12 protein-coding genes are annotated in these 13,286 nt (G+C 62.0%); 3 read left to right on the top strand and 9 right to left on the bottom strand.

All coding sequences use genetic code 11. From position 1 onward, the window contains the following. Positions 1–1,604: 1,604 nt before the first annotated feature. A complete protein-coding gene (fdxA, locus tag MAXJ12_RS25850) occupies positions 1,605–1,946 on the top strand; it encodes a ferredoxin (protein WP_008839034.1) in 342 nt (113 codons plus the stop codon). Between the two features lie 23 nt (positions 1,947–1,969). Continuing rightward, positions 1,970–2,842 carry a dihydrodipicolinate synthase family protein gene (locus MAXJ12_RS25845; protein ID WP_040588069.1) on the top strand — a complete coding sequence of 291 codons (873 nt, stop codon included), beginning with the start codon at positions 1,970–1,972 and terminating at the stop codon, positions 2,840–2,842. A 196-nt stretch (positions 2,843–3,038) separates the two neighbouring features. Here the strand turns inward: MAXJ12_RS25845 and MAXJ12_RS25840 are convergent, their stop codons facing one another. From MAXJ12_RS25840 to MAXJ12_RS25810, 7 genes are all read right to left on the bottom strand, one after another. After that, positions 3,039–3,962 carry a LysR family transcriptional regulator gene (locus MAXJ12_RS25840; RefSeq protein WP_008839032.1) on the bottom strand — a complete coding sequence of 308 codons (924 nt, stop codon included), beginning with the start codon at positions 3,960–3,962 and terminating at the stop codon, positions 3,039–3,041. 82 nt (positions 3,963–4,044) lie between these two features. Then, entirely contained in the window at positions 4,045–4,818 is a 774-nt protein-coding gene (locus tag MAXJ12_RS25835) for an enoyl-CoA hydratase-related protein (RefSeq protein WP_008839031.1), read from the bottom strand. Beyond that, the gene (locus tag MAXJ12_RS25830) at positions 4,815–5,975 is read right to left on the bottom strand and encodes a CaiB/BaiF CoA transferase family protein (protein ID WP_008839030.1); all 1,161 of its coding nucleotides are present in this window, start codon (positions 5,973–5,975) and stop codon (positions 4,815–4,817) included. The genes MAXJ12_RS25835 and MAXJ12_RS25830 overlap by 4 nt, the downstream gene beginning before the upstream one ends. Further along, complete coding sequence (locus MAXJ12_RS25825; protein WP_008839029.1) at positions 5,972–7,333, bottom strand: FAD-dependent oxidoreductase; 1,362 nt, start codon at positions 7,331–7,333, stop codon at positions 5,972–5,974. Before MAXJ12_RS25825 ends, MAXJ12_RS25830 begins: the two co-directional genes overlap by 4 nt. Positions 7,334–7,367: 34 nt before the next feature. Further along, positions 7,368–8,183: an ABC transporter permease gene (locus MAXJ12_RS25820; protein WP_008839028.1), complete on the bottom strand. Its 816-nt coding sequence runs from the start codon at positions 8,181–8,183 to the stop codon at positions 7,368–7,370. Further along, a complete protein-coding gene (locus tag MAXJ12_RS25815; protein WP_008839027.1) occupies positions 8,183–8,995 on the bottom strand; it encodes an ABC transporter ATP-binding protein in 813 nt (270 codons plus the stop codon). Before MAXJ12_RS25815 ends, MAXJ12_RS25820 begins: the two co-directional genes overlap by 1 nt. 4 nt (positions 8,996–8,999) lie before the next feature. Then, the gene (locus MAXJ12_RS25810) at positions 9,000–10,034 is read right to left on the bottom strand and encodes an ABC transporter substrate-binding protein (RefSeq protein ID WP_008839026.1); all 1,035 of its coding nucleotides are present in this window, start codon (positions 10,032–10,034) and stop codon (positions 9,000–9,002) included. A gap of 520 nt (positions 10,035–10,554) precedes the next feature. On the opposite strand from MAXJ12_RS25810, the gene MAXJ12_RS25805 reads away from it, so the two are divergent. Further along, a complete protein-coding gene (locus tag MAXJ12_RS25805; RefSeq protein WP_008839025.1) occupies positions 10,555–10,971 on the top strand; it encodes a hypothetical protein in 417 nt (138 codons plus the stop codon). A gap of 165 nt (positions 10,972–11,136) precedes the next feature. Here the strand turns inward: MAXJ12_RS25805 and MAXJ12_RS25800 are convergent, their stop codons facing one another. After that, positions 11,137–12,663 (bottom strand): amidohydrolase family protein, encoded by a 1,527-nt coding sequence (locus tag MAXJ12_RS25800; RefSeq protein WP_008839023.1) that lies wholly within the window; start codon positions 12,661–12,663, stop codon positions 11,137–11,139. Continuing rightward, positions 12,660–13,286 (bottom strand): nucleoside hydrolase (locus MAXJ12_RS25795; RefSeq protein WP_008839022.1); only part of this gene is annotated, 627 nt, incomplete at its 5' end. The genes MAXJ12_RS25795 and MAXJ12_RS25800, both read right to left, overlap by 4 nt.

Here is a 13,286-nt window from a genome sequence, read left to right as displayed (position 1 = left end):
AAAATCAATGGCTTGCGCTCGGAAATAGTAAGAAGCTCCGTTTAGACTGCGCGATATGTTGATTGGCGGCCTGGAGACACCAGTCAGCGTCAGCACAATGTGCGAGGCTTTCGGGGCCAAAGAACGAACGCTGTACCTGACCTGCGTGGAGGCTTTGGACGCCCGCCCAAGGCGCTGCTGCCGAAGCGAACTTACCAGAACGGCCCAACGAGCAGCGCGTAGCTGCCAAAGAGAGTTACAAGAAACGCAGACGCCGTCAGCAATATATAGGTGATACGGTTGCTTTCCCTGTTCATGTGCGAAGACTCCCGTAAGCCCAACTACCAACCTTGATTCAAGATGCCCGCCTTGGCAGGCATTGGTAGGTACCGTGAAGCTTGGCGTGGACGACGCCGCTCCCAGACTAGCGATGCCTGTCGTACCAATGCCTGGAGCGTTGTATGTCTTCCTGACGTTGAGGGGCGCGGCAGGATACTCAAAATACTAGCTTCGCGCACGGTGGGACGGGCGTCGCGATTGCCTCGTAAGTCTGCGCGACGGGCCATTAGCGTGTTCTCTCAGTTTTATGATTTCCGTTGCCGCGACCAATATCATCTCGCCCAGATCGGCCCTGGCGAATTGGTCAGGCTCCCTTGCCATTCCGAGAAGCTCTTCGACCAGATCGATATCATCGTGCATCATTCCCGCTCCGCCTACCGTCGCCCCCACAAAAAACGGCCGGCGTCCGGTTCGTCGAGGAGAGGGGACAGACGCCGGCCTCAGGCCATATGGGGATATGGCAATGATCGGAATATACCGCAGTGAACCACTGATTGCAGCTTGCCCAATCGTATGAGCTCACTCCTTTGGGTGATGATTGAAGAATAGCTTTCGCGTCAGTGCTCACTGGGAGCGGTTGCGTTCGGTGCGTCCTCGCCTTCACCCTTCAGCAAAAGTATAGTCAAAACGGACATCAAGTTTTCTGCGCTCTCTCGATCAAGTTGCAGCTCGATGGGCTCATCGTCACCGCCCATGAGCTTCAATGTCCCCATGAGGGGGCGCTCGGGAGAGTCCGGTGACATCGCCATCCTGATACTCTGCTGTCATCGGCGGGCCACCATCGGCCACCATCGGATCCTCCCAGATCGTACAGCCCAAGACGACGGCGGCTCAAGATATTGCTGCTGCCATCTCCTCGTCAGGGATGACGAAATCTCCTGACCTTATCCGGAGTTCTTCGATGGCGTTTGACGTCGAGAGCAGCGATCCCGCGCACCTGCTGTGAGTACAGGCCACGACCGCAATCAATTCAGCTCGGTCGAATTTGCTGTTGTCCATAACGGCTCTCCGTCAGTCGAGCCACTTCGCACTCTTCAACCCATGACTGCCGAATGCGTTGCATTAGGAAAGACAGATAGAACGTTGCTTGCGTTGTGGATATCAGATGTGATCCCTCCGGGAATTGTACGGAACCACCAATCATTCCAAGTCCGCCGCGGTGGCGGCAATTGATGAGGTTGATTGCCATTGCCGTTCCAGCAACGCGGCAAGCGAAAATTGGCGCTTCTTTCGAACGGTCTGGCCTGCGATGATTGCGTTGAAACCTGAGCCAGACGTACCGGAAGATGGCCTATATTATCACAGAGCCCTGCATTGATGTGAAGGATGGCGATTGCACCGTCGCCTGTCCTGTCGACTGCATTTATGAGGGCGGCCGGATGTTTTATATCCATCCCGATGAATGCATAAATTGCGGGCTTTGCCTGTCAATCTGCCCGGTCGACGCAATCGTCTGGGACGCTGAACTGCCGGCCTCCATGAAGCTCTTCGAAGCCGTCAACAGCGACTTTTTCAGCGACGCCATCACCGGATGGGGTTCACCCGGAGGCTGGGACGCAGCCCACACGACTCAACTCGATCACCCGGCCGTGGCTGCCTGGCGGCCGCGTCATTCGGTCGCCAGCTAGCATCACCAGCCAAGGGGAGTTTTATGGCATCTTCAGGGTTGCGCGGCGTGATTGCCGCGGTCCCCACGCCCATCACCGCCGAGGGGGAGCCGGACATTGGTCGCTTTCTGCATCATGCCCGTTGGGCGCTCGCCAATGGCTGCGATGCACTCAACGTGCTGGGCACGACGGGAGAGGCCAACTCCCTTTCCGCCGACCAACGGAAGGCGGTGATGTACGCCGCGGCAGCCGAACTGGATGCAAGCCGGCTGATGGTTGGAACCGGGACGCCCGATCTCGCGACCACGATCGCTCTTACGAAATACGCCTATGATGTAGGCTTCGCAGCCGCGCTGGTGCTGCCGCCCTATTACTACAAGGGCGTGTCGGATGACGGGCTGTTCGTCTGGTTCGAGCGGCTGATTCTTGCAACCCGCGATGCACCGGCTCTGGTCTATCTCTACAATTTTCCGCAGTTGACCGGCGTTCCGTTCTCATTCGAGCTCGCGCGGCGACTCAAGGCTGCATTCCCAGAGCGCATTGCTGGCGCCAAGGACAGCTCCGGCAATCTTTCCAACACGTCACGGCTTGCCGGAATCGTTGGTTTCGACGTTTTTCCGAGCAGCGAGACGGCGATCTCAAAAGCCGATGCCGACGGATATGCGGGATGCATCTCCGCGACCGTCAGCGTCACGGCGCCGCTTGTCGCCCAACTCTGGGCCGCCCCCCACAATTCAGTCTTGGCGGCCAGAGTAGCCGAAACGCGCAGCGCAATCGCTGCCCATCCGCTTATCCCTGCGGTGAAGTGTTTGGTGGCGCGAATCCATGAAGACCCGGAGTTCGAACGGGTTCTACCGCCACATCTGCCGCTGACCGAAGCCCAGAAGACGGCGTTACCTGCCATTGGCTGGCATTGACTGGATTCGAAATGGCTGCCGTAGACGTTGCACAAGGCACGAAATGACAATCCATGCCAATCTGATCACCGGCGACTGTAGTGCAGGCCAAACACCAACCTGGTCGGACACAAATGACGTTGTCGGCGCGCAGCATCGCATCCCAATCGGCCGGCGCCCGGTTTCGGCAGCCAGCGTTCGACGGCAATCTCGACGGTTATCCGTACTGCGATCCTTTCCACGCTTGGCTCAATTGGCCGAGTGCCTTGCCTAGTTGTTCCGCCACCGCTTCGGCTGCCTGCGTCAACTGCCGCCGCCGCGGCACGAGCAGCCCGAGCCGCATGCCGCCGAGCCGCGATCCCTTGAGTGGCACGCCCACGATCGTGCCGGACTTCATCTGGTCCGCCATGCCAAGTGGCGTATAGAACGCCACGCCGACGCCGGCCTCGATCATCGGGCGCAGGAGCATCAGATTGTTGGATGTCACCAGTGTCCGGCCGGTTCGCTCGAGCGACGAAAGCTCGACTTCGATCAGTGAGCGGAGCGGTTCGGTATCGACCTGCAGCAGAAGGTTATACTGGGCGCATTCGCTGAGCGATACGGCTGGCAGCCGCGCGAGCGGATGATGGGCCGAAACCATCGCCATCAGAGGCATTGGAATGTCCGCGATGAATTGCGTGTCCTCCGGATGGGGCAGATTGAATGTAATGCCAATATCGATCTCTCCTTCGGCGACCATCGTCGCGATGCGACTTTGTACACCGCTGTGAACTCGAAAATTCACCGCCGGATGCAGCTTGTGGAACTCCTTGATCTGCTCGGGAAGGAAGCGCACGAACAGGCTGTCCAGGGCGGCGATGCTGACGAGGCCGGTCTTCTTGCCCTTTAAGGCTCCGAGTTCGCTGGTCAGAAGTTCAAAGTCATGCAGCGTCGCTTTGGCGTGCCTCAGGGTCATCTTTCCGGCCTGTGTCAGCCGCAATCCATTGGGGAGCCGCTCGAACAGCGGCGTACCCAATTCTTCCTCTATCTTCTGAATCTGGCGGCTGACCGCCGAGCTCGCGACATGCAGTTCCTCGGATGCCTTGCGGATCGAGCCGGCGCGCGCGACGGCGACGAAATAACGCAATACCGCTGCATGCATTCCGGACGCCCCTCAGCTCGCATCAGACCAGACGTGCGCCCGATCGCTGCGTATCCGGGCCCGCCAACTTTTGCGGGCAAGCTTACCTACCCTTCCAGATCGGCGCACGCTTTTCGTTGAAGGCGAGTACGCCCTCTTTGCTGTCCTCGCTTTGCAGCGCCGCGACAAGGGCCGGGGTGCGCAGCGCCTGCGCTTGGGCCGGCGTCAAGTGGGCGGTGCGGTTCACCGTCTGCTTGATGGCTCGGAGCGAAAGAGGTGCGCAGGCGACGATATCCGTCACCCAGCGATCGACCGCCGCATCCAGCGCACCGGACGCGGCGATCTCGTTAACGATGCCGAACGCCGCCATCTCGGCGGCGGAGAATCGCCGCCCCGACAGCATCACGCCCATGGCGAGGTTGTGCGGGATCTTTCGCTGCAGAAGCACCATGCCACCGTCGAGCGGCATGCGTCCCACCCTGCCCTCCGGCAATCCGAACTGCGCATTTTCGGATGCAACGACGATGTCACAGCCGAGCACCATCTCAAACCCACCGCCTAGCGCATAGCCGTTGACGCGCGCGATCAGCGGGATGTCGAGGGTGCGCCGGTATGCGATGCCGCCGAAACCGTGCGGGCGCGCGTCGGCCCAGTATTCGAGTCCCGACTTCCCGACGCCCTTCATGTCGGCGCCGACCGAGAAAGCTTTCTCGCCCGCCCCGGTCAGGACGGCGCAGCTGATGTCGTCGCGCCGCTCCAGTTCCTGCCAGATCGCCTCGAGTTCGGCTTCTGCCGCCGCGTCGATTGCGTTCAGCCTCTCCGGACGGTCGATAACGACCCGCGCGACGCGGTCGGCAATGTCGAGGCTGACGCTCACGCCGCGCCCACCTTGCGGTATTGGTTGGTTGGACGGAGCACCTCGCCATTGTGTTCGCCGAGACGCGGCGGCGCATGCCGGACCGTCAATGGCGCAGCCGACATGTCGATCGGGCTGCCGATCATCCGCACCGGACCGGCCGGCGTGCTGCCCGCCTCTACGATCATGCGATTTATCAGCGTCTGCTCGTCCTCCAGCGCCTCGCCCAGCGTGCGGACTGGCGCGCAGAGGATGTCGACCTCCTCCAGCCGCTTCAGCCAGTGCGCAGAACCCTTTGTGGCAAAGTTCTCGCGGAAGATCGCCTGAAGTTCCGGGCGGTTTTCCATCTGCCGGTCGAAATCGGCAAAGCGTTCCTCCTTCGACAGATCCTCGATCTCCAGCGCGTTGCAGATGTCGCGCAGTGGGTTCTGTTTGAAGGCCCCGACCATCACGATCGGCCGGTCCGTCGTGTTGAACACACCCGTCAGCGGGAATGCGCCCCAGTTCAGATCCTTGCCGCGCATCATGTGTGCGGCGCCTTCCTGCATCTGCAGCGCGAGCATGGAATTGTAGAGACTGACGGCCACCACCTGCCCCTCGCCCGTCTTCTGTCGCTGCAGCAGCGCAAGCAGGATACCCTGCACCAGATGCATACCGGCGGAATAGTCGCAGAGCGGCGTTGAATAGATCGAGGTCGGCAGCGCCGGGTCGGACTTGCGCATCATCAAGCCCGTCAGCGCCTGCGCCAGGATGTCCTGCCCGCCCTTGTGGCGGTTGGGACCTTCCAGCCCGAAGCCCGTGCCGAGCGCGAAGATGATTCCGGGGTTCCGCGCTTTCAGATCCTCGTAACCGAAGCCCATACGCTCCATCACGCCGGGACGGAAGTTGCTGACCACAACGTCCGCGCCGTCGATCAGGTCAAGCACCTGCGCCCTCGCTTCGTCGGACTTCAGATCGAGCGCCACACTCTTCTTGTTGCGGTTAAGGGAGCAGAAGACCGGATTGTTGAGCCCGTCGGGATCGGAGCCGAGCGACCAGCGCGAAAGGTCGCCAATATTTTCCTTCTCGATCTTGATCACCTCGGCGCCATAGTCGGCCAGAACCTGCGTGCAGCACGGACCGAGCATGACCTGGGTGAAGTCGATCACCCGGACGCCATCGAGTGGAAGTAGGGTCATTCTGCGGCCTCCAGCAATGTGGCATTTGCGGACGGAACATCGCCCGGGTCGGCGCCCTGAGCGCGCATCTGTTTCTGTATGGCGGCAACGTCAGCATTGCGGACCTTGACGCCGGCGTTCAGCGCAACGGTCGCGGCAACGCCTGCAGCCTCGCCCATTGCCATGCAGGGCGGTATCTCGCGGCTCGATTTCTGCGCCTGCGGGGTCGCCGAATAGTGCCGTCCGGCGACGATCAGCTGGTCGACCTCGCGCGGCAGCATGGCGCGGTAGGGCGTATAGTAGTCGCGGCCGCGGCAAACGGTGTCGTGGAAATGCCGGCGCGACATGACGTCTTCCTTGGTCACGACGTACTCGCCTTCGAGCATCCGCGTCTGGCGCACTCCGGTCTGCGGGGCGAAGTCGACGACATAGGCGTTTTCGAAGCCTGGGAAATTCTTGCGCGCGAACTCCATCAGCCGCTCCATGCGCGCCCTGCCCTCGATCTCCACCGCCGTCAGGTCGGCGACCTTGAGCCCGTGCAGCTTTGGCACGTGCGGACAATTGAGCCACACCACGCCGGGGAGCGGCGTCTTCAGCCACCAGAAATTCCAGCAGCCGCCAATGATACGCTTGGCCTCGTGATCGAGCTTGGCGAATTCGGCAGGGTTCTCGAACTGGAAGGCCTCGGCGCGGTCGGTGTCAACGCCGCCCCAGCGCGAGACGGTGGTGAGTATGAAGGAACTTTCCTGCGACTTCGCCCCGGCGCTCGCGGCAACGTCGAGGTCGCCGGTCGCATCAATCACCACGTCGCCGAGGATCGCCTGCCGGCCTTCCTTGGTCTCGCAGATGACGCCCTTGATGACACCGTCCTCAACGATCGCCGACGAGAACCAGCTATGCGCTCGAAGTTTCACGCCGGCGTCGCCGATAACCGCATAGGAGGCGCGCTTGAAGGCATCGGGATCAAAAGCGGCCGAAAAGCAGATCGGGTGAGGCATCGAATGGGTGTGGAAGTCGAAGAGCCCCCATCGCGCCCATTTGCGCCACATCGCATCCGTCTCGCGAACGCCCGGCGCGCGGTCGGCTTCCGGCGGGATGACGCAAAGGCCCCAGGCGCTCATGCGCTCGATCATCTCCATGCAGATGCCCTGCACAGTGACTTCCATGCCGTTGTGCATGTCATCCAGCACCAGCACCATGCCGCCGGAGGCGAGGCCACCGAGATACGGATAGCGCTCCAGCAGCGTCACGCTGGCGCCGTTGCGGGCTGCCGAGACCGCGGCCGAGATGCCGGCCGGGCCGCCGCCGACGACGACAACGTCGGACTTGTCGGCGACATGCGCTTCGCGCGCAGCTTCGGTAATGGTCGGCGTAACCATGCGTTCCTCCAGTGTTGTCTTGAGCGTTCCGGCGTCAGTGGACGTCGGCCGCCTTCCATTTGATCAGCCGCGATTCAGTGATCGAAACGAGCGTGAACAGGACCACGGCGAGCAACGCCGCGGTGAACACGGTCGCATAGAGCAGCGGCGAGCGGAAATTGTAGGTCGCCTCGATGATCAGCGCGCCAAGCCCGAAGTTCGAGCCGATCCACTCGGCAACGATCGCGCCGATGACGCAGGTGGTGCTGGCGATCTTCAGCGCTGCGAACAGGAACGGCAGCGAACTCTGGATGCGGACCTTCCAGAAAATCTCCGACTTCGACGCCGACAGCACCCGCATCAGGTCGAGCGTCGCTGGAGTCACCGCCTTCAGCCCGCGCACCATGTTGACCAGCGTCGGGAAGAAGCAGATCAGCGCCGCGATCATGATCTTCGGCGAGATGCCGTTGCCGAAGATCAGCACCAGGATCGGCGCCACCGCGATGATCGGGATGGTGTTGATGAACACCGCGATCGGATAGAAGGCGCGTTCCGCAGTGCGGCTGTGCACGAACCAGACCGCGAGCAGGATGGCGATCAGATTGCCGAAGATGAAGCCGAGCAAGGCCTCGAATAGGGTCGGCCAGAAATTGGCGAGCAAGGTCATTCCGTCATCACGGAAAGCCTTCAGCACTTCGATCGGGCCAGGCGCCATGTAGGTCGGAACCGAAAAACCCCAGACGATCAGCTGCCAGCAGGCGATCAGGCCCATGACGGCCGCGATCGCCGGCCATTTGTCCCGAAGGCCATCCACGAACCGGAATATGCCCTGGTTCGGCAGCGCAGAGGTGCGGTGAGCGATGTCGGCCATCAGCATTCCTCCAGAAGCTGACGCAGATGCGCCGTGATCTGCACGAATTCGAGCGTGTCGCGCACGGGCAGTCGGCGCGGATAGGGCAGGTCAACCGGCATGAATTCCTTCACGCGACCGGGATGCGAGGCAAGCACGAGCACTTGTTGGCCAAGGAAAGCCGCCTCGGGAATTGAATGGGTGACGAACATGATCGTCGTGCCCGTCTCCTGCCAGATTCGCAGAAGTTCCTCGTTGAGCTTGTCGCGGGTGATCTCGTCGAGGGCGCCGAACGGCTCGTCCATGAGCAGGATTTTCGGTCGCGTCACCAGAGCGCGCGCGATGGCGACGCGCTGGCGCATGCCGCCCGACAGTTCGCCCGGCAAAGCTTGCTCTCGTCCCTTCAGTCCGACCAGCTGCAGGAGTTCGGCGGGCTCGGCATGCGCGGTTCCGCCGCCGCCCACTTCCAGCGGCAGGCCGACATTGTCAATGGCGCTGCGCCAGGGCAACAGGGTCGGGTCCTGGAACACGAAGGAGAATGCGCGGTCGCGCCGCGCCGCCTCGGGCGAACGCCCGAGGACGGTGATCTCGCCGCCGCTGACCGGCACGAGATCGGCGATCGCTCGCAACAATGTCGACTTGCCGCAACCCGAGGGGCCGATCATGGTGATCAGCGACCCTTCGGGAATGTCGACCGAGACGTTCGACAGCGCAGTGACGGCCTTGTCGTCTTGACCGAAAACAACATCCACGTTCTTGACTGAGACCGCGATATCCTGCGCCGCGGAGTTGGACGCGGCGGATGGAGCCTTCGCCAACGCTGTCGCCGCCATCGGTCTAGCCCACTTTCATGCGGATGTCGGCGGTAGCTTCGAGCACCGACAGGGTCATGACGTCGTCGACGGTCGGAACCGTTCCCTTGAACTGGTCGAGCGAAGCGTAGGTATCGACCTGCGCGGCCCAGTTGTCGCGGTTCATCGCGCCCCAGCCATGCTCCTTGGTGACGTCGCCGAAGCTGAAGTCCAGAACGGGACCGACCGCCTCGAGCTCGCTCGCCTTGTCCATGTTCGGATAAGCTTCGACGAACATGTCGACCGCTTCTTCCGGATGCTCGCGGGCGTAACCCCAGCCGAGCGCCGAGCCATTCAGATAGGCCGCAAGGGCGTCGGGCGATTCGGTGAGCGCCTTGTCGGTGGTGTAGTAGACGTTGGCGTAGAGCTGGATGCCGGTATCCCAAAGCATCATGTCGACGCGGTCGTCGCCGAGCACCTTCAGCGCGTTGGTGTTGGTCAGCCAGCCGGTAACGGCCTGGGCCTGTCCGGTGATGAGCTGATTCATGTCGGAGCCCATGTTGACCAAGGTGACCTGGTCTTCCGAGATGCCGTTCTTGGCCAGCAGCGCGCGGGCGAGGATAAAGGCTGTCGGCTGCGTGGCGATGGTCTTGCCGATCATGTCCTTCGGTTCGCGGATAGCGGCGCTCTCGAGCGAGAAATAGGTGAAGGGATGCTTCTGGTAGCCGGCCGCGAACGCCTTTACGGGGATGCCGGCCGAGCGCGCCAGCATGACCGAGGGGCTCGACGAAACGGTGCCAAGCGTCGATTGGCCGGCGGCGACGCCGGCGACGCCGTCGACATTTGGTCCGCCAGGGATGATTTCCAGCTCGACGCCCTGCTCGGCATAAAAACCCTTCTTCTGGGCGACGACCTCGCCGAGAATGCCGTTGGATGCGAGCCAGCCGAGTTGCATGCGAACCTTGGCCGGCGACTGGGCTGTGGCCGGCGTGACGCCGATCAGGCTATGGCTGGCGGCAGCGCCGCCGAACGCTGCGGCAGCCTGCAGGAATTCGCGCCGCGTTTTCAGAAACTGAGACATGTCCGGATCTCCCATTGGTGGGCCCCTGGCGCGTTCCCGAGCGCCTTTGTTTATCAAGGCCCACGTAAAATAATGATCCCAAAGATCGTTCGAATAAAGAAGAATGATTCGGCTTGGCCGCTGCCATTTCGGCAACGCGATCTGCGCCAGTGCGGCCGAAGGATTTCACCAGGAGAGATGCTGCACAGGGATACCCGTTTCGGGACCCGGAAGTTGTTGTCAGAGGACTGCAAATGGGGCGCGACTGGTTCCGCTTCTGGCAACGAACTGGCGCCTCCGCCGCCGAGCCTAGTGGTCGAAGTCTGACGCTAGGTACCGAGCCGAAATACCGCTCACGACCCCTTCTCTGCCGTTCCGCTCGAAGACCGAATTGGGAGCCTGACCCGAAGCGGCCCTTAACAGGCTTCGAGTATCGCACCTGCCAGCTTGTTGCGGACGGGTTTTATTTTTGCGATCATGTATTCGCATTTCCCGCGCGGGTTCTGAGTCGACGGGCTGTTTCGCGTGTAGGAGATCAGCGATGCGCGCCATCCTCTCCGTTTTCGCAAGCTGCCTACTCTTCATCGTCGTAGCGAGCGCCGCTGAGAAAGGCGCTCCCGGCCAGCAGGCCATCAAGGAGATTTTGGCGGGCGCGAAGCGATGGACGTTTATCTTTGAGTTTACTCCCGAAAACCTTCCCACCGATCGAGCTAGCAGCACCGAGTTCGAGTTCTTCTGGCGAGGTTCGGAATTTGTAGGTCGGACCACCAAGTTTGTGGGAGGATCGAACTGCGAGTTCACATTGACGATCCGTGACGACGGCTTTGATTTTCAAAGGTGCGGAGGTTTTAGCGAGGCTAGTGTGGCCTCCCTCGGCTACTATCCTGAGGATAAGACTTATCCCTTCAAGCGCCTGAACGCGCCGCAGAAACTTTGGCTCGCGCCTAACTCAGAGTAATGGACGAGCGTTCGGAACTTCTGTGTCAAACGATTTCCAAAACTGATCCGTCGGGCACCAACCGTCAGACTTTCACCACTAGCGTCAGCTTCCACTCGTTGCAGATGAGCACATATTGTTTCTGCATGGCGGTCCAAGCCATGTGCAAAGAGGGCTTGGCTGCCGTTACCAGTTTCGCGGCCATAGGGCCGCGTCGCCGGCATAACGGTAGACGCCTGTATGCCGCGCCGCCGACCGGCGATGGATTTCGGTGAACCACGGCTCCAGCGCCCGGTTGCGCGCTTCCACCTCGGTATGCCCGGCGAGATATGCCGGCACGCGCTCGCGAATTTCGGCCAGCACCGCCGCCTCGTCGACGCGCGTCAAGCGACCATCGCGCATCACGACCTCGCCGCCCACCATCACCAGGTCGACATGGCCACCATTCGCTGCGTAGACGAGGTGCCGGGCAATGTCGTTCAGAGGTGTGAAGGCGTAGGCGTCGAGGTCGAGCATGATCAAGTCCGCGGCCTTGCCGGGTTCAAGCGAGCCGGTCACGCCTTCGAGCATCGCGCTGCGCGCCCCGCCTACCGTCGCCGCCTGCAGCAGTTCTGAAGCCGACAGCCACGTTGCGTGGTCCGGACCGCTGGCGCCATGCAACAGCCCGGCGACGCGCATGACATCGAAGATGCTCGCCGTGTCGTTGGAAGAAACACCGTCGGTGCCGAGCGCGATCGTGACGCCGGCATGCATCAGCCGGCGCACCGGGGCCACGCCCGCGCCCAGCTTCAGGTTCGACACTGCGTTGTGAACAACGGTGACACCGGCCTCTCCCATCAGCGCCATGTCGGCGTCGTCGACCCAGACCGAATGGGCGATGGTGGTGTTGCGGCCGAGCACGCCGAGATCGGCCATGTAGCGCACCAAGCTCTTGCCGTAGAGTTCCGGCCCGGTGACCGCCTGAGTGATGGTTTCCAGTACATGGCTGTGAAACGGCAGGCTGCGTTCCAATGCGAGCGCGTAGCAGCCGGTCAGCAGATCGGCGGTGCAGCGTTGGGGCGCGGACGGCGCGATCATGAACTTCAGCCGCCCCGAGATGCCGTCGAATGCCTCGATCGCGGCCCGGCAATAGTCCAGATAGGCCTCGGCCGTAATCGGCGGGCCGAACTGCAGCGTCTCCTGCACGTCGCGCGGAATAACCTCACGCGCGAAAGGTAGCGCGTCGAGGGTGTGGATATTCATCACCCCGCTCGACACATTGGCGCGGATGCCGGCATCGTCATAAGCCTGGAAGACAGCCCCCAGCCGCTCGAGCTCGTGCCGGGGTGGATCGAAGAAGCAGTCGGACATGGTGGTCACGCCCGACTTAAGCGATTCCATGGCGAGCAGTAGAGAGCGAAGATAGAGCAGCCGCGGCTCGATAACCGGCCCCATCAACAATGGGTAAGCGTAAAGCAGCCAGACCTCGAGCGGCATCTTCTCGTAGCGGCCGCGAAAGAAGGTCTCGCTCGAATGGGTGTGCGCATTGACGAGGCCCGGCATGACCAGCTTGCGCCGTCCGTCGACCACGGCCGCGCCGGGTTCCGCCGCCAGGTCCGGGCCGATCGCCTTGATCGTCGTTTCGTCCACCAGCACGTCGCCCTCGAAGGGGACGGTGCCGCGCTCCGCATCCATGGTCATGATCGTCGCGTTGCGGATCAGGGTCTGGCTCATGGCAGGTTTCCAAGACATTCGAGAAGAAGGGTGAAATAGCGGCTTGAGTCGCCCTCGCGCACGTAGAAGGCGTTCTTCGGCCGGTCGGTGATACCCCACCAGTCGGCGACAGTCATGCCGAGCGTGAGCGGGCCTGATGTTTCCACCGACACGTTGACCAGCCGGCCAGAGAAAATTTCAGGAGCCAGCATGAAGGCCGGTACGCAGGGACCATGCAGCGGGGCTCCCTCCCAGCCGTATTTGTCGAGGTCGAAGCTTTCGGAGAATTCCAGCATCTCGGCAGTGGCGATCCCGCAGCGGTTGCCTAAGGCGCGCATGGCGGCGAGCCGTGCCGGCGTCGACAGCATCTTGTGGGTGACGTCGAGGGGCAGCAGCGCGATCGGAATGCCGGACTCAAGCACGATCCGCGCCGCCTCCGGATCGACATAGACGTTGAATTCGGCCGTCGGAGTGATGTTGCCGCCCTCGAAATAGGCGCCGGCCATCGCCACGATCTCGCTGATCCTCGGCGCGATGTCCGGCGCCTGCACCAGGGCAATGGCGAGATTGGTGAACGGCGACAGCGAGCAGATGGTGATCGCGCCGGGTTCGGCCTCGCGCAGCGAGCGCACGATGAAATCGAC

It is taken from the genome of Mesorhizobium alhagi CCNWXJ12-2, assembly GCF_000236565.1.
GTDB classification, from domain to species: Bacteria; Pseudomonadota; Alphaproteobacteria; order Rhizobiales; family Rhizobiaceae; genus Allomesorhizobium; species Allomesorhizobium alhagi.
This window is presented reverse-complemented; position numbering and strand designations above follow the sequence as displayed.